This is a genomic window from Sphingomonas sp. AP4-R1, from assembly GCF_013113735.1.
Classification (GTDB): Bacteria; Pseudomonadota; Alphaproteobacteria; order Sphingomonadales; family Sphingomonadaceae; genus Sphingomonas_I.
The window spans coordinates 319384-337125 of the sequence record NZ_CP053346.1 but is presented as its reverse complement, the minus strand read 5'-3'; the positions used below and the strand labels follow the sequence as shown (position 1 = coordinate 337125).

Sequence of the window (17742 nt, the reverse complement as noted above, 5' to 3'; positions counted from 1 at the left end):
TCGTGCGCGCAGGCCCATCCTCGACCCCTCCCGCAAGCGGGAGGGGAGAGTGATTACCCCAGACACGCCGCCACCAGCTTGCGGAACGCATCCGCGCGGTGGCTGATCGCCTTCTTCTCTTCGGGCGCCAGTTCCGCGAAGGTGCGCGTGTCGCCGTTCGGCACGAACACCGGATCATAGCCGAAGCCGACCGTGCCGCGCGGCGGCCAGGTCAGCGTGCCTTCGGCGCGCCCCTCGAAGCTCTCGACATGCCCGTCCGGCCAGCAGAGCGACAGGACGCAGACGAAATGCGCGTCGCGGCCCGCCTCCGGCCCCTTGGCCTGCAGGGCGTCCTCCACCTTGCGCATGGCCATCGGCCAGTTGCGCGTGCCATCCTCGGTTTCGGCCCAGTTGGCGGTATAGACGCCGGGATCGCCGCCCAGAGCATCCACGCACAGGCCGCTGTCGTCGGCCAGTGCGACCATGCCGGAGAGGTCGGCCGAATAGCGTGCCTTCAACTCGGCATTGGCGAAGAAGGTCGTGCCCGTCTCTTCCGGCTCGGGAATGCCGAGCGAGGCGGCCGAGACGGGCTCGATCCCATAGGGCTCCAGCAGCGCGCGGATCTCGCGCACCTTGCCCTCATTGTGGCTGGCGATGACGAGTTTGCCCGGCGCCAGCCGGCGATGCGGCACGGCCGGCGGCTCGTCGTCGATCAGCCGGATGCTCACTTGCCCACAGCCAGGCGCTGGGCGGCGAAGATCTCGCCGCAGCCGATGCGGGCGAGGCGCAGCAGGCGCAGCAGCGCCTCCTCGTCATAGGTCGCGCCCTCGGCGGTGGCCTGCGCCTCGGCGATGTTGCCGTCGGACAGCAGGACGAAATTGGCGTCGGCATGCGCGTTCGAATCCTCGATATAATCGAGATCGAGCACCGGATTGCCCTCATAGATGCCGCAGGAGACGGCGGCGACCTGCGCCTTGATCGGGTCCGCGACCAGCGCGCCCGACGCCAGGAGCTTGTCCACGGCGATGCGCAGCGCGACCCACGCGCCGGAGATGGAGGCGGTGCGGGTGCCGCCGTCCGCCTGGATCACGTCGCAGTCGATCGTGATCTGGCGCTCGCCGAGCAATTCCATGTCGACCACGGCGCGCAGCGAGCGGCCGATCAGGCGCTGGATTTCCTGCGTGCGGCCGGATTGCTTGCCCTTGGCGGCCTCACGGCTGCCGCGCGTGTGGGTGGCGCGGGGCAGCATGCCATATTCGGCCGTCACCCAGCCCTGGCCCTTGCCGCGCAGGAACGGCGGCACGCGCTCTTCCACCGATGCCGTGACGAGCACCTTGGTGTCGCCGAAGCCGATGAGCACGCTGCCCTCGGCATGGACGGTGAAGTTCGGCTGGATGGTGATCGCCCGCATCTGATCGGGGGCACGGCCGCTGGGGCGCATGGAAGCTCCTTGATTGTTCACGCGCCGCCCTAGCCCTTTGCGGAGCGGGAAGGAAGCGAGGGGAGCGGGCCGCCATTCTTCCCGCTCCTGCCCGCCGGAGGGCTCAGTGCCCTTTCGTCCAGCTGGCCGCCTGCGCCTCGATCATGTCGATCACATTGCCCTGCACTAGGTTCACGTCCAGCGTGTGCAGCCCCCATGCGGGCGAAGCGGCGGAGAGGCGGCCGAGCGAGGCCGTCAGCAGATCGGCATAGCGGCTCGGCTCGATATGGATGCGCAGCACCGTGCCGCCCGCATCGGCCACGCATTCGGCCGACATCTGGCCGATCGTCTCGACATAAGGCGGATCGGTTTCGGGGGCGATGCCGGGGCGGTTGAGATAGGCCTTCAGCATCCCGCGTCCGCCGCCGGGCGCCGCCGGGTTCACGCACAGAGCCGTCTTGCCGGGCTTGGCCGCGCCGAAGATGTGCGGGCTGGTGACGGTATCGAGATAGGAGGACCAGGCGACGATGCAGCCCGTCTGGCCCGGCGCCGCGCAGGGCTTGAGGCTCCTGAAGCTGTCGGTCGTCAGATCGGGATTGCCCGCCAGATAGGCGCCGACGACCAGCTTCTGCGCGGGCTTGCCGTCGATCTCCGCGGCGATCAGCTGCTTCAGCATCATCGCGCCCTGGCTGTGCCCGATCAGCACGACGCCGCGGCCGTGATTGTCATTCTTCAGATAGGCCCGCCACGCCGCCCGCACGTCGCGAAACGGGATGTCGGTGTAAGAGGCCGGGATTTCCGTCCGCTTCTCCACCGCCATGCCGTAGCGCAGGGCCGCGCCGGTGAACTGGTGATAGAGCGGCGCGAACAGGCGGCACGCCTCGCCCAGCCGCGCCGCCTGGCTGTGCACGGCGCGCTTCTCGCCCGCATCCGGCAGCAGATCCGCAAACATCGTCGAATCGCCCGAGGCGGTGGGGTAGATGTAGAAACAGTCGATCTTGGGATCGGCCGCCGCCTTGTACGGCTTCGGCGTGCGCGTGCCGCCGCCATCCACCGTCATCGCGTCCAGATTGGCCGAGCAGGTGCCGTCATCCACGCCGGGGCGGCACATCCAGCTGGCCGGATTCGCATAGTCGACGGGCGGGGGCGGGGTGTCGTCGGGACGGGCAATCGCGGGTGGCGGCGTGGTCGCGGGCTGGGCCTCGACGGGCATCATCGCCAGCAGCGCGGTCACACCAAACCACAAAGACCGTCCCGGCACAGGCGCCCCCTCGTAAAATCGGAGCCGATCGCCTATGTGGCGCGGCTCCCATGGCAACGATACTTCCCTCCCCGCCGAAAGTCGGCATGGTTTCGCTCGGCTGTCCGAAGAACCTTGTGGACAGCGAGCGCATCCTCACCAAGCTGCGCGCGGACGGCTATTCGATGTCGCCCGATTACGCGGGCGCCGATGTCGTTCTTGTGAATACCTGTGGTTTTCTGGATTCCGCCAAGGAAGAGAGCCTCGAGGCGATCGGCGAAGCGATCGCGGAGAATGGCCGCGTCATCGTCACCGGCTGCATGGGCAAGGAAGCGGAGGTGATTCGCGAGCGCTTCCCGTCCGTCCTCGCCGTCACCGGCGCGCATCAATATGAGCAGGTGGTGGGCGCGGTGCATGACGCGGCGCCGATTCCGCCTTCGGCCTATCTGGATCTGGTGCCGGCCAATCCTCTGGGCGGTGACCTGAAGCTCACGCCCAAGCATTACAGCTATCTGAAGATTTCGGAGGGCTGCAATCATCGCTGCAGCTTCTGCATCATCCCGGCCTTGCGCGGCGATCTCGCCAGCCGCCGCCCCGATGCGATCCTGCGCGAGGCGGAGAAATTGGTCGCGGCGGGCACGCGCGAACTGCTCGTCATCAGCCAGGATACGTCCGCCTACGGCCTCGATCTGCGCCATGCCTCCTATCCCCTGAAGGGCGGCGGCGAGATCCGTTCGGACATGACCGATCTCGCGCGCCATCTGGGCCAGTTGGGTGCCTGGGTGCGCCTCCACTACGTCTATCCCTATCCGCACGTGGATCGCGTGATCCCGCTGATGGCGGAGGGGCTGGTGCTGCCCTATCTCGATATCCCCTTCCAGCATGCGGCGCCGTCCGTGCTGAAGGCCATGAAGCGCCCGGCCAACGAGGCGAAGGTGCTGGAGCGGATCGCCAAGTGGCGCGAGATCGCGCCGGACATCGCGATCCGGTCGACCTTCGTGGTCGGCTTCCCCGGCGAGACCGAGGCCGATTTCGACTATCTGCTCCAATGGCTGGAGGAAGCCCGCCTCGATCGCGTCGGCGCGTTCCGGTTCGAGCCGGTCGCGGGCGCCGCCGCCAACGATCTGCCCGATCCGGTGCCGGAAGAGGTGAAGGAGGAGCGCTACGCCCGCCTGATGGAGCTGACCGCGCGCATCTCGGCCGAAAAGCTGGAGGCCAAGGTCGGCCGCACGCTGGACGTGATCATCGACGAGGTCGGCGGCGACGGTGCCACCGGCCGCAGCCAGGCGGACGCCCCCGAGATCGACGGTCAGGTCCACCTGCGCGACGCGGGCCATCTGTCCCCCGGCGACATCGTGAAGGTCGAAATCGAGGAAGCCGACGAACACGATCTGTTCGGCGTGCCGGCCTGATCCACGCCCGTCATCCCGACGAACGTCGGGATCCAGCATGCGGCATGCGGCTTCCGTGAGAGGAGGCGAAGCATGACCCCCGGCTTTCGCCGGGGTGGCGCGAGTGGAGCAGGGGCTCAGGTAAAACAAAAAGGCCGCCCGGATCGCTCCGGACGGCCTTTTTGTTGGGCTTCGAGAGAGGGGAAGGCCTCAGGCCTCCTCCTGCTCCTCCTCGGCGTCCGGACGGACATCGGCGGTGGCGCCGGGTTCCGCGTTCGGATCGTAATCCTCGATGAAGCCGGCTTCGTCGCGCTCGAACATCTGAGCCATGACGTCGACGCCCTGCGCCTGCATCTCGGCCTCTTCCGGCGAACGGGCGACGTTCACCTTGATCGAGACGGTCACTTCCGGATGAAGAACGATCTTCACTTCGCTCAGGCCGATCGCCTTGATCGGCTTGTCGAGGACGATCTGGTTCTTCGCGACCTTCGCGCCGTCCTCGGCGAGAAGCTCGGCCAGATCACGTGCCGAAACCGAACCATAAAGCTGGCCGGTGTTGGACGCCTGACGGATCAGGGTGATGGTCTTGCCGTCGATGTCCTTCGAAGCCACTTCGGCCTCGCCGCGACGGGCGGCGTTCTCGGCGACGATCGTCGCCTTGTTCGCCTCGAAGACCTTCTTGTTCGCTTCGTTGGCGCGGAGCGCCTTCTTGCGGGGGAGGAGGAAATTGCGCGCGAAACCGTTCTTCACGGTGACGACGTCACCGATCTGGCCGAGCTTTTCAACGCGTTCGAGCAGGATCACGTCCATGCGGTGCGCTCCTTACTTAACGAGGTAGGGCAGCAGGCCCAGATGACGGGCACGCTTGATCGCCTGGGCGAGTTCGCGCTGCTTCTTGGCGGACACCGCCGTGATGCGGCTGGGGACGATCTTGCCACGCTCGGACACGAAGCCCTGCAGCAGACGGACGTCCTTATAGTCGATCCGGGGGGCATCCTTCGCGGAGAAGGGGCAGCTCTTGCGGCGGCGGAAAAAGGCACGGGCCATGGTCTGTTCCTTTCCTTACGCCGCGTCGCGGTCGTCACGGCGCGGGCGATCCTCGCGCGGGCCACGATCGGGGCGGTCGCCACGCTCGCCACGGGCGCGGTCACGGTCACCGCGGCGCATCATCGCCGACGGGCCCTGCTCCAGCGCGTCCACGCGGACGGTCATGTAGCGGATGATATCTTCGTTGATGCCGAGCTGACGCTCGATCTCGGCGACGACGCCGGTCGGGGCGTCGATGTCGAGCATCACATAATGCGCCTTGCGATTCTTCGCGATGCGGTAAGCGATGCTGCGGAGGCCCCAGGTCTCGGTCTTCACGACCTTGCCCTGACCTTCCTCGACGATCTTGGTGACCATTTCGGCCAATGCGTCCACCTGCGCCTGTGCCAGATCCTGGCGCGCAAGGAACACGTGCTCGTAGAGAGCCATGTTTCATATCTCCATGCCGATCGCTGACGCCGCCCCATGCGGTCGCCCCTCCGGCCTGTCGTCCAAATAAAACCGGGCGCAAGGCAGGAGCCTTCGCCCGGAGCGCGGGCCTATGGCCGAAAACGGCTCCGAAGGCAAGCGGCCAGCCTGCTCCGCGGGAACTGGGCGGAAAAATGCCAAGCAACTCAAATATTTCATTTCATTGCTATCCGGCCGAATCGGACCTACCAAACGTATCTGCCCTGATCCGCCGCATCGAGTGCGGATTTCAGGGAGAGCATCCATGTCGAAATTCATTCTCGCCGCAGCCGTCATCGCGACCGCGACTCCGGCCTTCGCCCAGTCCGCCGAGCCGACCAACTGGACCGGCTTCTATGTCGGCGGCCGCGCCGGCTACAGTTTCCAGCCGGGCGACGGCGACGAAACCGTGCTGTTCGACAATAATCTGGACGGCAATTTCGGCGACACGGTCCGCACCACGACGGGCGCCAACGCCTTCTCGCCGGGTTTCTGTGGCGGCGGCGCACGCTCGGCGGTGGCGGCGGACGGCTGCACCAAGGACAAGGACAGCCTCGAATTCGCGCTGCACGCGGGCTATGATTTCGATCTCGGCAAGGTCGTGATCGGTGGCCTCGCCGAAGTGGGCATGGGCTATGCCGAGGATAGCGTGACCGCTTTCTCCACCACGCCCGCCAATTATACCTGGACGCGGCGGATGGCCGAGAATTACGGGCTGCGCGCCCGCGTCGGCTATGCGCTCGGCGCGCAGCGCAATACGCTCGTCTATGGCACGGGCGGCGTGGTCTGGGCGAAGATGGACAACAGCTTCCGCTCGTCCAACCGCGCCAACGCGTTTCAGGACCTGTCCGATAACACGGTCTTTGGCTGGCGTGCGGGTGCGGGCGTGGAGCAGCGCGTGCACAAGCATCTGTCGATCGGCCTGCAATATCTGCACACCAGCCTGAAGGATGATGGCGCGCGGCTGCGCGTGTCGCGCGGGCTGCAGCCGGCGACCAATCCCTTCATCCTCGTCAATGCGAACGGCACCGATTTCAAGCGCAGCCATTCGCGCTTCGCGACCGATAATATCAGCGCGACGGCGAACTTCCGCTTCTGAGCGGACGGGGGCGGCGGTGCGCAGAGCTTGCGCCGGCCGCCCCCGATAAATAGTCGGGCTCCGGTTGAAGGAGCCAGACCATGCGAGCATTCGTTTTTCCGGGCCAGGGCAGCCAGGCCGTCGGCATGGGCGCCGCGCTTGCGGCCGCATCGACGGCGGCGCGCGCCGTCTTTCAGGAAGTGGATGATGCGCTCGGCCAGAATCTCGCGCGGCTGATGGCCGAAGGGCCCGCCGACGATCTGACGCTGACCGAAAATGCCCAGCCGGCGATCATGGCCAATGCCATTGCGGCGCTGCGCGTGCTGGAGACGGACGGCGGGATCCGGCTGGTCGACAAGGCCGATTTCGTCGCGGGCCACTCGCTCGGCGAATATAGCGCCCTGTGCGGGGCGCAGGCGTTCGATCTCGCCACGACGGCGCGCCTGCTGAAGCTGCGCGGGCAGGCGATGCAGGCGGCGGTGCCGGTGGGCGAGGGCGCGATGGCGGCGTTGCTGGGCGCCGATTATGCGCTGGCCGAGGCGATCTGCGCCGAGGCGGCCGAGGGCGAGGTCTGCCAGGCCGCGAACGACAATGGCGGCGGGCAGGTCGTGATCTCCGGTCACAAGGCGGCCGTGGAGCGGGCGATGGCGCTTTCCAAGGAGAAAGGCGTGAAGCGCGCTCTGCCGCTGCCCGTCTCCGCGCCGTTCCATTGCGCGCTGATGCAGCCGGCCGCCGATGCGATGGCGGAGGCGCTGGCCAAGGCCGCGATCCGCGCGCCGCTGGTTCCGGTCTATGCCAATGTGACGGCGGCGCCGGTGGCCGATCCCGACCAGATTCGCGAGTTGCTGGTGATGCAGGTGACGGGCACGGTGCGCTGGCGCGAGAGCGTGGAGGCGATGGTCGCGGCGGGCGTGACGGAGTTCGTGGAGTTCGGCGCCAAGGTACTGGGCCCGATGATCAAGCGCATCGCGCCGGATGCGACGACGACGAGCCTGGTGACTATGGCCGACATCGAGGCGTTCGCGGCGGGGTTGTAAGCAAGGAAGAGTTTCACGCAGAGACGCGGAGGCGCAGAGACCGGTGCGCGACATCGATCTGATCAGCGGTGACGTGATCGATGCCGCTTTGCGTCTGCATCGCGATCTCGGTCCCGGCCGGCTCGAAAGCGTCTACGAGGCGCTGCTGGCGGCCAAGTTGGAGCGATTGGGATATCGGGTCGCCCGTCAGCGTGCGATCGATATCGAGCATGACAATATTCGCTTCGAGGGCGCGTTTCGTGTCGATCTCATCGTCGATGATCGGCTGATCGTCGAGATCAAGTCTGTCGAGCGGCTGAGCGCGGTTCACGCCAAGCAATTACTGACGTATCTCAGATTGACGAAGCAGCCTGTGGGGCTGCTTATCAATTTCGCTGGCGCGACTTTGCGTGAGGGAATCCGGCGGGTCGTGAACGATCACCGCCCCCTCAGCGCCTCTGCGTCTCCGCGTGAACCATCTTCTTCTGATTCGAGGGACGAGAATGTTTGATCTGACAGGTATGACGGCGCTGGTGACGGGCGCTTCGGGCGGGATTGGCTCGGCCATCGCCAAGTCGCTGGCGGCGCAGGGCGCGAAGGTCGCGCTGTCGGGTACGCGGATCGAGGCGCTGGAGGCGCTCGCCGCCGAGATCGGAAATGGCGCGGTCGCGGTGCCCTGCAATCTGGGCGATTCCGCGTCGGTGGAGGCGTTGATCCCCGCCGCGCTGGAGGCGCTGGGCGGGAAGATCGACATCCTCGTCAACAATGCCGGCATCACGCGCGACAATCTCGTGATGCGGATGAAGGACGAGGAATGGGATCAGGTGATCTCGGTCAATCTCGAGGCCGCCTTCCGCCTGATCCGCGCCGCCGCGCGCCCGATGATGAAGGCGCGCTTCGGCCGGATCGTGACGATCACGTCCGTCGTCGGCACCACCGGCAATCCGGGGCAGGCCAATTATGCGGCATCCAAGGGTGGCCTTACCGCCATGTCCAAGGCGCTGGCGCAGGAACTGGCGTCGCGCGGCATCACCGTGAACTGCGTGGCGCCGGGCTTCATCGCCAGCGCGATGACCGATGCGCTGAACGAGCAGCAGAAGGGCGCGATTCTCGGCCGCATCCCGGCCGGCGCGCTGGGCGAGGGCGCCGATGTCGCCGCCGCCGTCACCTATCTGGCCAGCCGCGAGGCGGGCTATGTCACCGGCCAGACCTTGCATGTGAATGGCGGGATGGCGATGATCTGAGCGTCTGTGTCGACAAGACCCTGCACGCTCAGGCTTGCAGGGATAATTCCACGCCGCTAGGGCGGCGCCAAATCAGACCCTAAGGAAGGCAGTGTTCATGAGCGAGACCGCCGAGCGCGTGAAGAAGATCGTCGTCGAGCATCTCGGCGTCGAACCCGAGAAGGTGACCGAGGAGGCCAGCTTCATCGATGATCTGGGCGCGGACAGCCTCGACATCGTCGAACTGGTGATGGCGTTCGAAGAAGAATTCGGCGTCGAGATCCCGGACGATGCGGCCGAGAAGATCACGACCGTGAAGGACGCGATCAGCTACATCGATACGCACAAGGCGTAATCGGCTTTTTCCGTTGGCCCGGAGCTTGTCGAAGGGCCGCCCTTCTTCAGCTAAGGGAAGAAGAACGGGGCTTCGACAGGCTCAGCCCGGACGGGTTGGGCCTGTTTTTGCTTTTTAAGATGATCCCGTCATCCCGGCTGTGACCGGGATCTCACGAGGGAGCCGAGCCGCTCCCCCTCCCGAGGCCCCGGCTCGAACCGGGGCGACGAACAGGGAAGAGGACAAAGATATGCTGCGCCGCGTGGTCGTAACCGGACTGGGCCTTGTGACGCCGGTGGGCGCCGACGTCGAAACCGCATGGGCGAACATCCTGGCCGGTAAATCCGGCGCGGGCCGCATCACGCGCTTCGATCCCGTGGGACAGAAGTGCACGATCGCCTGCGAGGTGAAGCCCGCCGATCACGAATATGGCTTCGATCCCTCCAAGCGCGTCGACCACAAGGTGCAGCGCCAGGTGGATCCGTTCATCGTCTATGGCATCGACGCCGCCGGTCAGGCGCTGGAGGATGCGGGCCTGACGGAACTGACCGAGGAGCAGAGCTATCGCGCCGGCATCTCCACCGGCGCGGGCATCGGCGGCCTGCCGGGCATCGAGAGCGAATCGATCGTCTGCAAGGAGAAGGGCCCGAGCCGCGTCTCCCCGCACTTCGTGCATGGGCGGCTGATCAACCTGATCTCCGGTCAGGTCTCGATCAAATATGGCCTGCGGGGCCCCAATCACGCGGTCGTCACCGCCTGCTCCACCGGCGCGCATGCGATCGGCGATGCGGCGCGCATGATCGCGATGGACGATGCGGACATCATGCTGGCGGGTGGCGCCGAGGGCGCGATCTGCCCGCTCGGCATCGCCGGCTTCGCCCAGGCGCGCGCGCTCTCTACCAATTTCAACGACACGCCCGAAAAGGCGAGCCGCCCCTATGACAAGGATCGCGACGGCTTCGTGATGGGCGAGGGCGCCGGCATCGTCGTGCTCGAGGAATATGAGCATGCGAAGGCGCGCGGCGCGAAGATCTATTGCGAAGTGGTGGGCTATGGCCTGTCGGGCGACGCCTATCATGTGACGGCGCCGCACCCGGAAGGTTCGGGCGCGTTCCGCTCGATGCAGATGGCGCTGAAGAAGGCGGGGCTCGAGCCCAAGGACATCGACTATATCAACGCGCACGGCACCTCGACGCCGCTGGGCGACGAACTGGAACTGGGCGCGGTGCGCCGCCTGTTCGGCGATGCGATGGATACGGTTTCGATGTCCTCGACCAAGTCGATGATCGGCCATCTGCTGGGCGGCGCGGGGGCGGTCGAATCGATCTTCTGCATCCTCGCGCTGCGCGACCAGATCGTCCCGCCCACGATCAACCTCGATAATCCGAGCGACAATTGCGTGGGCGTCGATCTCGTGCCGCACGTCGCGAAGAAGCGGCCGGTGCGCGCGGTGCTGAACAACAGCTTCGGCTTCGGCGGCACCAACGCCAGCCTCGTGATGCGCGCGCTCTGAGGCCATCATGGCACAGCCCCGCTCGGTTCGAGCAGCTTCGAGCCTGCCGAGAAGCGACCGTCGAGAATCCTTCTCGACTGCGATCTCGGCAAGCTCGATCTCCGCTCGAAGCGAACGGGGACAGGCGCTAAGGCTCGCACATGGCCAAGCGTAACGCCCGCGGCTTCGGCTGCCTCGGTTTTCTGCTGCTCGTGGCGCTCGTCGCCGGGGGCTTCTTCTGGCTGTACGTCCACCGCAACTGGAGCGGACCCGGCCCGGCGACGCACCCGACCACGTTGATCGTGCCGCAGGGATCGACGCTGGCGGATACGGCGCGCGAACTGGAGCATCTGGGCGCGGTGCGCTCGACCACCGGCTTCCTGCGCTTCGCCCGCCGCTTCGGCGATTCGGCGCCGATCCGCGCGGGCGAATATGAAGTCGCGCCGCACATGAGCGCGAAGGACATCCTCGCGCTGCTGCAGACCGGGCGCACCGTGCAGCGGCTGATCACGATTCCCGAAGGCATGCCCTCGATCCTCGTGTTCGAGCGGCTGGCGAGGGAGAAGGTGCTGACCGGCAAGCTGCCGATTCCGGAGGAAGGCACCGTCCTGCCGGGCACCTACAGCTTCCAGCGGGGCGAACCGCGCAAGGCCGTGCTGAAGCGGATGCAGGATGCGATGACGCAGACGCTCGACCAGCTCTGGATCCGGCGCAAGGCGAACACCGTGGTCAACACGAAGGAGGAGGCGATCACGCTGGCCTCGATCGTGGAGAAGGAAACGGGCGTTCCGGTCGAGCGGCCGATGGTGGCGGGCGTCTATTCGAACCGGCTGCGGCAGGGGATGAAGCTGCAGGCCGATCCGACGATCATCTACCCGATCACGAAGGGCAAGCCGCTCGGCCGCCGGATCAAGCTCTCCGAAGTGCGCGCGGTGAACGATTACAACACCTATGCGATGACCGGCCTGCCCAAGGGGCCGATCACCAATCCGGGCCGTGACGCGATCGCGGCGACGCTGGCGCCGGCGCAGACGGACGCGCTCTATTTCGTCGCGGACGGCAAGGGTGGCCACGTCTTCTCGGACACGCTGGCCGAGCATAATGCCAACGTGCAGCGTTATTATCGCCTGCGCCGCGCGCAGGGCACGCGCTGAGGCTCCGTTTGCTGCGTGAGCCGCGCGCCCGGCTGGGGCTGGACGGCGCTGGCGCATGGCAATGAAGGAAGCACAGGAAGCCCGTCTGCTCGTGGCGGGCGGTCTGCTGCTGGCGATCCTCGGCGCGGTGGTGCGGCTGTGGCATGTCAGCGTCACGCCGATGTGGCTGGACGAGGCCTATAGCGCCTATGCGGCCGGCAAGAGCTTCGGCTTTCTGTGGGTCGTGGTGCCGCGCTACGAGACGCATCCGCCTTTCTATTACACGCTGCTGAAGCTCTGGACGCTGGTCTTCGGCGACGGGTTGGTGGCCGAGCGCGCGCTGGGGCTGGCGGCGGGGCTGATCGCGCCGTTCGTGATCGCGTGGAGTGCGGGCGCGGCAGCGGAGGGGCTCGGCTGGGAGCCGCGGCGGCAACGCCTGGCCGCCTTCGTCGCCTTCGCGCTGGCGGCACTGGCGATCCCGCTCGTCGAGATGAGTCGCGAAGTGCGGCCCTATCCGGTGATGATCCTCGTCTATGCGCTGGCGGTGCGGGCGCTGATCGGCATCGCGCGGGTGCGGAGCGAGGGGCGGCGGCTCGCGGGGCCGGCCTTCGGTGTCTATCTGCTCTGCCTCGAATGGATGCTGTGGCTCCACAATCTGGGGCCTTTGTGGGCGGCGGCGCTGGGGCTGGCCTGCCTGGCGGCATTTCTCGCCAGCCGGGCCCGGCCGGCCGATGGGGGCTGGTTCGTCGCGGGCCATATGGCGGTCGCGCTCTTTTATCTGCCCGCGCTCGACATCCTGCTCGATCAGGCGCCGACATGGGTGAAATCGACCTGGCTGACATTCGGCCTCGGCGGCCTGAGCGATCATCTGCCGGTGCTGTATGCGGTGCCGGGGTGGCAGGGGCTGGCGGCGGTCGTGCTGCTGATCCTCGCCGTCGCTGTGCTGGCGCGGGAGGTCCGAGGGCGTCGCCTGCTGGCGATGCTGCTGGTGCTGGCGATCGTACCGACCGCGCTCTCCATCCTGCTCTCGATGACGGTGGCGCCCGTCTTCATCACACGGACGCTGACGCCCGTGGCGGTGCCCTGGCTGGTGTTGCTCGCGCTGGGCGCGGCGGGCGCCCGCGACAAGGCGGCGTGGATCGGGGCGGGCGCCGCGCTGATGCTGGTGCTGAACATGCTGGCCGTCGACGGGCAGCAGCGTGCGGCGGGGCCGTTCCAGAACTGGTATGGCGCGGTCGCGTGGCTCCAGCAGCGGCACGCGCCCGACGACCTGATCCTCGCTTATCCCAATGAGGGCGCGCTGCCGCTGGAGCGCGCGCTGAAGGACAAGGGGCTCGACTGGCGGGTGATCGCGGTGCCGAGGCCGGTGCCGGCGTTCGATGCGGATGGATGGCATCCCACCGGCAGCCGGGGCGTGATCTCGCTGCCCCGCCCGCATCTGGAGGCGATCGCGCGCGCGCCGGAGATCGCGCAGGTGCGCCGCGTGTGGCTGCTCCGGCTGGGCAATACGACCTATGATCCGGGCGACATGTTCCTGAATGCGCTGCGGCGGGACCGGCGGATCACCGGGCGCTTCGTGGCGGGGCCGATCGATATCATCGGGCTGGAGTTGCGCTAACGGGCTACACCTAATCCCGTTCGTGCTGAGCGAAGTCGAAGCACGGGCTACAAACGCTCTGCCCAGCCTCCCGTCCTTCGACTTCGCTCAGGACGAGCGGGGGAGAATGGCGCCGGGAGGGCGTCAGACCGCCGCCAGCGCCTGCTCCATGTCCGCGATCAGATCGTCCGCATTCTCCACGCCGATCGAGATCCGGACGAGATTGTCGCTGATGCCGAGTGCGGCCTTGCGATCGTCGGGCACGGAGAGGTGCGTCATCGCGGCGGGTGCGCTTGCCAGCGTCTCGGTGCCGCCCAGGCTGACCGCCAGCTTGGCGATCTTCATCGCATCGAGGAAGGCGAAGGCTTCGCGCTCGCCGCCCTTCAGATACAGCGAGAAGGTGGAGCCCGCGCCGGTGCAGTGGCGGCGATAGATATCGGCCTGCCGGCTGGCGGGATCGAGGAAGCCGAGATAGCCGACCTGCTCCACCTTGGGATGATCGCGCAGATAGGCGCAGACCTTCGCCGCATTCTCGCTCGCGCGCGTCATGCGAAGCTCCAGCGTCTCCAGCGAACGGAGCAGCATCCAGGCTGTGTGCGGATCGGTGATCGTGCCGATCGTGTTGCGCATCGCGCGGATCGGATCGATCATCGCCTTCGCGCCGACCGCCGATCCCGCGACCAGATCGCTATGCCCGCCCGCATATTTGGTGAGGCTGTAGACGACGATGTCCGCGCCCTGCCGCAGCGGCTGCTGCCACAGGGGGCCCAGGAAGGTGTTGTCGATCGCGACCGGAGGCTTGTCCTCGCCGAACGCGGCATCGCGCGCGGCGACGACCGCCTCGACATCGACCAGCGCGTTGGTCGGATTGGCGGGGCTTTCGAGATAGACGAGCGCGACGCGGCCCTGCGCCTTCGCGCGATCCAGCACCGCATCGATCTCGGCGCGCGTGGCGCCCGCCGGGAAATCGAGCCACGTCACGCCGAAGCGGCCGAGGATCTTGCCGATCAACGTCTCGGTCGCGGCATAAAGCGGGGCCGAATGGACGATCACGTCGCCCGGCTTCACATAAGCGAGCAGCAGGGTCGCGATCGCGGCCATGCCGCTGGAGAAGGTCAGCGCTTCTTCCGCGCCTTCCCAGATCCCGAGGCGATCCTCGAGGATTTCCTGATTGGGCCCGTTGAAGCGCGAATAGACGAGGCCCTCCGCCCCGCCCGGCCTCTTGCCGGTGACGCCTTCGAAGTGCCGCTTTCCGGCGGCCGCATTCTCGAAGACGAAGGTGGAGGTGAGGAAGATGGGCGGCTTCAGCGCGCCTTCGGACAGAGCCGGATCGAAGCCGTGGCCCATCATGAGGGTGGCGGGTGACAGCCTGCGCCCGCCAATCTCCTCAAGCTGCCGACGGGGCCGGCGGCGTTGCGAGCCGCCGGTCAGATCAGCCTCATTCTCGTCCCCGCCCGCCATCGCGCTTACCGGAAGACGAAGAAATAGAGCAGGATGACGATAATGCCCGGCACACCGAGCAGCCACAGGATCAAAGCCTTACCCATCGTCACCTCCACGATCGCCCTTCATTGAGCGTATCGCCGGTGTAACGAAGGCTCAGTCCGCCTGTTCCGCGTCGTCCGTCTTGGGCGCGTCGCTTTCGGCGGCCGCCGTGGTTTCGCCGTCACCGGCGATGTCGCGATAATAAGGCTCGACCGCACCGGACATCTTCATCGTCATCGGATTGCCGAACCGATCGCGCGATTTGCCGACGGCCATCTTCACCCAGCTTTCGGAGACGCAATATTCCTCGATATTGGTCTTCTCGACGCCCTTGAAGCGGATGCCGACGCCGCGCTGGAGCGCGTCCGCATCATAATGGTCGCTGCGCGGATCGGTCGAAAGGCGATCGGGCGGGGTGTTGGTGCTGTCGGTCATGGGCCGTGCCTTTAGCCGCGCGTCATTCGCGCGTCATCTGGAAGTTGGGGCGGCCTCTTGTCCTCCCCCGTTTGGTTCGAGCTTGTCGAGAGCCCGCGCTTCATATCCCGGCTTCTCGACTTCGCTCGAAGCCTAGCCCGGTTCTCGACAAGCTCGAACCAAACGGGGCGGGGGGTAGGAAGCGAGTGGGCGCTTACCAGTCCGCGCTGTCGAAGCGGATCGGGCGGCCCTCGGCGCGGTCGGCCAGTTGGCCTTCGCGCATCACCTGACGGCCGCGGATGATCGTGGCGACGGGCTTGCCGGTGATCGACATGCCGGTGAAGGGCGACCAGCCGCAGCGCGAGGCGAGCCAGCTTTCCTCGATCGTCCACTTCGCCTTGAGGTCGACGATCGTGACGTCGGCATCATAGCCCGCCGCGATCCGGCCCTTGCCGGTCAGGCCGAACACGCGCTGCGGGCCCGCCGACGTCAGCTCGATCAGGCGCTGGAGCGACAGGCGGCCTTCCGCGACATGGTTCAGCATCAGCGGAAGCAATGTCTGGACGCCGGGCATGCCGCTGGGGCTGGCCGGATAGGGCTTGGCCTTCTCCGCCAGCGTGTGCGGCGCATGGTCCGATCCCAGCACGTCGGGCACGCCCTGATTGAGCCAGAACCACAAGCCGTCGCGATGCGCGCCGGAGCGGATCGGCGGATTCATCTGCGCGAAGGTGCCGAGGCGCGGATAGGCCTCCTCTCCGGCCAAAGTCAGATGCTGGGGCGTCACCTCGCAGGTGGCGATGTCCTTGTGCTGCGAGAGCAATTCCAGCTCGGCGGGCGTCGTGATGTGCAGCACATGGATCGGCCGACGTGACGCGCGGGCGAGCGCGAGGATGCGGCGCGTGGCGAGGATCGCGCTCTCGTCGTCGCGCCAGACGGGGTGGCTGGCGGGATCCCCCTCGATCCGCTCGCCCATGCGCGCCTGCATCCGGGGCTCGTCCTCGGCATGGATCGCGACGCGGCGGCGGCCATGGGCCAGCACGCGCGCCAGCTCCTTGTCGTCGGAGACGAGCAGATCGCCGGTGGAGGCGCCCATGAAGATCTTCACGCCCGCGGTGCCCGGCAGCCGCTCCAGTTCGCCCAGATGCTCGGCATTGGCAGCGGTGGCGCCGACATAGAAAGCATGATCGCACCACATGCGATCGCGTGCGCGGGCGAGCTTGTCGGCGATGGCCTCGGCCGAATCGGTGTTGGGCTTGGTGTTCGGCATCTCGAACAGTGCGGTGACGCCGCCCAGCACGGCGGCGCGACTGCCGCTCTCCAGATCCTCTTTCTCCTCAAGGCCGGGCTCGCGGAAATGGACCTGGCTGTCGATCACGCCGGGCAGGATGGTGAGCCCCGTGCAATCGATCGTCTCGCCCGCGCTGCCGCCCGTGCCGAGGCCGGCGAAGCGGCCGTCGGTGATGCCGACATCGGTTTCGACGGGGCCGCCCGGCGTCCAGACCGTGCCGTTCTTGAGGATGAGATCGTAGGTCGCCATGGGCCGCTCCGTTCGTCCTGAGCCTGTCGAGGGACGGGCTCGCTGGTCGGGCGCCAGGCACCCGTGCGTCGCTTTTGCTCAGCACGAACGGATTGTGTGTGGCAAGCGATCCCCTACCTTTTGGCGATGACCATGACTTTTCTCGCCGACCGCGCCCTCATCCGTCTGTCCGGGGAGGATGTGCGCGGATTCCTGCAAGGGCTCGTCACCAGTGACGTTGCCGGCACGCTGCCCGTTTGGGCCGGGCTGCTGACCGCGCAGGGCAAGGCCTTGTTCGATTTTCTCGTCTGGGCGGACGGCGACGATCTGCTGATCGATTGCGAGGCGGATCAGGCCGATGCGCTGGCGCGGCGGCTGACCCTCTATCGTCTGCGCCGCAAGATCGAGATCGCGCGCGATCTCGCGCTCGGCGTGCATTGGAGTGCGACGGAGGGGCAGGGCGTGCCCGATCCGCGCCTGCCCGAACTGGGGTGGCGCTGGATCGGCCCGGCGGGCGAAGGGCCCGGCGCCGAATCCCTCTGGCGCGCGCATCGGCTCGGGCTCGGCGTGGCGGAGGGCGTGGCGGAGATCGGCAGCGACAAGACGCTGTGGCTGGAAACCAACGCGACCGAACTGGGCGGCGTGAGCTTCACCAAGGGCTGCTATGTCGGGCAGGAGAATACGGCGCGGATGAACTGGCGCCAGAAGGTCAATCGCCGCCTCGTGGTGCGGCGGCTGGAAGCCGATCCGGGCGAATCGGCGCGCATTTTCCACCCGGATCTGGGTCTCGCCGTGGTCCAGATGCGCGTTGCCGACATCGCCGGAGACCCCCAAGCGATCCTCCCGCGCTGGCTCCAGGACGCTCTGGCGGACGCTGCGGCGCACAAAGAGAGTTAACGTTACGTTATTAACCCTCAATTTCCTTGGTGA

19 protein-coding genes are annotated in these 17742 nt (G+C 67.0%); 10 read left to right on the top strand and 9 right to left on the bottom strand.

All coding sequences use genetic code 11. The features are described from left to right. Positions 1-53: 53 nt before the first annotated feature. From rdgB to HL653_RS01505, 3 genes are all read right to left on the bottom strand, one after another. On the bottom strand, positions 54-701 hold the full coding sequence (rdgB, locus tag HL653_RS01515; RefSeq protein WP_253718204.1) for an RdgB/HAM1 family non-canonical purine NTP pyrophosphatase: 648 nt from the start codon (positions 699-701) through the stop codon (positions 54-56). 2 nt (positions 702-703) lie between these two features. Continuing rightward, positions 704-1420, bottom strand: a complete 717-nt coding sequence (rph, locus tag HL653_RS01510) for a ribonuclease PH (RefSeq protein ID WP_171742938.1) — start codon at positions 1418-1420, stop codon at positions 704-706. A 103-nt stretch (positions 1421-1523) separates the two neighbouring features. Next, positions 1524-2660, bottom strand: a complete 1137-nt coding sequence (locus HL653_RS01505; protein WP_171742937.1) for a DUF3089 domain-containing protein — start codon at positions 2658-2660, stop codon at positions 1524-1526. A 50-nt stretch (positions 2661-2710) separates the two neighbouring features. On the opposite strand from HL653_RS01505, the gene rimO reads away from it, so the two are divergent. Next, positions 2711-4051 (top strand): 30S ribosomal protein S12 methylthiotransferase RimO, encoded by a 1341-nt coding sequence (gene rimO / locus HL653_RS01500; protein ID WP_171742936.1) that lies wholly within the window; start codon positions 2711-2713, stop codon positions 4049-4051. 189 nt (positions 4052-4240) lie between these two features. Here rimO and rplI read toward each other — a convergent pair whose 3' ends face one another. Genes rplI through rpsF form a run of 3 tightly spaced genes read right to left on the bottom strand, consistent with a single transcriptional unit; the run spans position 4241 to position 5506 of the window. Further along, positions 4241-4840 carry a 50S ribosomal protein L9 gene (gene rplI, locus HL653_RS01495; protein ID WP_171742935.1) on the bottom strand — a complete coding sequence of 200 codons (600 nt, stop codon included), beginning with the start codon at positions 4838-4840 and terminating at the stop codon, positions 4241-4243. Between the two features lie 12 nt (positions 4841-4852). Then, positions 4853-5077: a 30S ribosomal protein S18 gene (gene rpsR, locus HL653_RS01490; protein WP_171742934.1), complete on the bottom strand. Its 225-nt coding sequence runs from the start codon at positions 5075-5077 to the stop codon at positions 4853-4855. Between the two features lie 15 nt (positions 5078-5092). Continuing rightward, complete coding sequence (rpsF, locus tag HL653_RS01485; RefSeq protein ID WP_171742933.1) at positions 5093-5506, bottom strand: 30S ribosomal protein S6; 414 nt, start codon at positions 5504-5506, stop codon at positions 5093-5095. Between the two features lie 283 nt (positions 5507-5789). Between rpsF and HL653_RS01480 the strand changes: the two genes are divergently transcribed. The 8 genes from HL653_RS01480 (at position 5790) to HL653_RS01445 (ending at position 13418) form a co-directional block, all read left to right on the top strand. After that, positions 5790-6623 (top strand): outer membrane protein, encoded by an 834-nt coding sequence (locus HL653_RS01480; RefSeq protein WP_171742932.1) that lies wholly within the window; start codon positions 5790-5792, stop codon positions 6621-6623. Between the two features lie 80 nt (positions 6624-6703). Then, on the top strand, positions 6704-7639 hold the full coding sequence (gene fabD / locus HL653_RS01475; protein WP_171742931.1) for an ACP S-malonyltransferase: 936 nt from the start codon (positions 6704-6706) through the stop codon (positions 7637-7639). 43 nt (positions 7640-7682) lie between these two features. Continuing rightward, the gene (locus HL653_RS01470; protein ID WP_171742930.1) at positions 7683-8129 is read left to right on the top strand and encodes a GxxExxY protein; all 447 of its coding nucleotides are present in this window, start codon (positions 7683-7685) and stop codon (positions 8127-8129) included. Beyond that, complete coding sequence (gene fabG / locus HL653_RS01465; protein WP_171742929.1) at positions 8122-8862, top strand: 3-oxoacyl-[acyl-carrier-protein] reductase; 741 nt, start codon at positions 8122-8124, stop codon at positions 8860-8862. The genes HL653_RS01470 and fabG overlap by 8 nt, the downstream gene beginning before the upstream one ends. A 97-nt stretch (positions 8863-8959) precedes the next feature. Then, on the top strand, positions 8960-9196 hold the full coding sequence (locus HL653_RS01460) for an acyl carrier protein (protein WP_171742928.1): 237 nt from the start codon (positions 8960-8962) through the stop codon (positions 9194-9196). 232 nt (positions 9197-9428) lie between these two features. Further along, positions 9429-10688, top strand: a complete 1260-nt coding sequence (gene fabF / locus HL653_RS01455; RefSeq protein WP_171746713.1) for a beta-ketoacyl-ACP synthase II — start codon at positions 9429-9431, stop codon at positions 10686-10688. A 140-nt stretch (positions 10689-10828) separates the two neighbouring features. Next, complete coding sequence (gene mltG, locus HL653_RS01450) at positions 10829-11821, top strand: endolytic transglycosylase MltG (RefSeq protein WP_171742927.1); 993 nt, start codon at positions 10829-10831, stop codon at positions 11819-11821. Between the two features lie 55 nt (positions 11822-11876). Beyond that, positions 11877-13418, top strand: a complete 1542-nt coding sequence (locus HL653_RS01445) for a hypothetical protein (protein ID WP_171742926.1) — start codon at positions 11877-11879, stop codon at positions 13416-13418. Between the two features lie 123 nt (positions 13419-13541). Here HL653_RS01445 and HL653_RS01440 read toward each other — a convergent pair whose 3' ends face one another. From HL653_RS01440 to HL653_RS01430, 3 genes are all read right to left on the bottom strand, one after another. Further along, positions 13542-14858 carry a cystathionine gamma-synthase family protein gene (locus HL653_RS01440; protein ID WP_171742925.1) on the bottom strand — a complete coding sequence of 439 codons (1317 nt, stop codon included), beginning with the start codon at positions 14856-14858 and terminating at the stop codon, positions 13542-13544. A 138-nt stretch (positions 14859-14996) separates the two neighbouring features. Then, positions 14997-15317 carry a DUF3297 family protein gene (locus HL653_RS01435; RefSeq protein WP_171742924.1) on the bottom strand — a complete coding sequence of 107 codons (321 nt, stop codon included), beginning with the start codon at positions 15315-15317 and terminating at the stop codon, positions 14997-14999. 193 nt (positions 15318-15510) lie between these two features. Next, the gene (locus tag HL653_RS01430) at positions 15511-16833 is read right to left on the bottom strand and encodes a dihydroorotase (RefSeq protein ID WP_171742923.1); all 1323 of its coding nucleotides are present in this window, start codon (positions 16831-16833) and stop codon (positions 15511-15513) included. A 126-nt stretch (positions 16834-16959) separates the two neighbouring features. On the opposite strand from HL653_RS01430, the gene HL653_RS01425 reads away from it, so the two are divergent. After that, positions 16960-17709: a folate-binding protein YgfZ gene (locus tag HL653_RS01425; protein WP_171742922.1), complete on the top strand. Its 750-nt coding sequence runs from the start codon at positions 16960-16962 to the stop codon at positions 17707-17709. The last annotated feature ends 33 nt before the right edge of the window (positions 17710-17742 follow it).

Bases quoted from the DNA above. Each gene is read 5' to 3' on its own strand.
- rph (WP_171742938.1), bottom strand. From the start codon at position 1,420: ATGCGCCCCAGCGGCCGTGCCCCCGATCAGATGCGGGCGATCACCATC.
- rimO (WP_171742936.1), top strand. From the start codon at position 2,711: ATGGCAACGATACTTCCCTCCCCGCCGAAAGTCGGCATGGTTTCGCTC.
- rplI (WP_171742935.1), bottom strand. From the start codon at position 4,840: ATGGACGTGATCCTGCTCGAACGCGTTGAAAAGCTCGGCCAGATCGGT.
- rpsR (WP_171742934.1), bottom strand. From the start codon at position 5,077: ATGGCCCGTGCCTTTTTCCGCCGCCGCAAGAGCTGCCCCTTCTCCGCG.
- rpsF (WP_171742933.1), bottom strand. From the start codon at position 5,506: ATGGCTCTCTACGAGCACGTGTTCCTTGCGCGCCAGGATCTGGCACAG.
- HL653_RS01480 (WP_171742932.1), top strand. From the start codon at position 5,790: ATGTCGAAATTCATTCTCGCCGCAGCCGTCATCGCGACCGCGACTCCG.
- fabD (WP_171742931.1), top strand. From the start codon at position 6,704: ATGCGAGCATTCGTTTTTCCGGGCCAGGGCAGCCAGGCCGTCGGCATG.
- fabG (WP_171742929.1), top strand. From the start codon at position 8,122: ATGTTTGATCTGACAGGTATGACGGCGCTGGTGACGGGCGCTTCGGGC.
- HL653_RS01460 (WP_171742928.1), top strand. From the start codon at position 8,960: ATGAGCGAGACCGCCGAGCGCGTGAAGAAGATCGTCGTCGAGCATCTC.
- mltG (WP_171742927.1), top strand. From the start codon at position 10,829: ATGGCCAAGCGTAACGCCCGCGGCTTCGGCTGCCTCGGTTTTCTGCTG.
- HL653_RS01445 (WP_171742926.1), top strand. From the start codon at position 11,877: ATGGCAATGAAGGAAGCACAGGAAGCCCGTCTGCTCGTGGCGGGCGGT.
- HL653_RS01440 (WP_171742925.1), bottom strand. From the start codon at position 14,858: ATGGCGGGCGGGGACGAGAATGAGGCTGATCTGACCGGCGGCTCGCAA.
- HL653_RS01435 (WP_171742924.1), bottom strand. From the start codon at position 15,317: ATGACCGACAGCACCAACACCCCGCCCGATCGCCTTTCGACCGATCCG.
- HL653_RS01430 (WP_171742923.1), bottom strand. From the start codon at position 16,833: ATGGCGACCTACGATCTCATCCTCAAGAACGGCACGGTCTGGACGCCG.
- HL653_RS01425 (WP_171742922.1), top strand. From the start codon at position 16,960: ATGACCATGACTTTTCTCGCCGACCGCGCCCTCATCCGTCTGTCCGGG.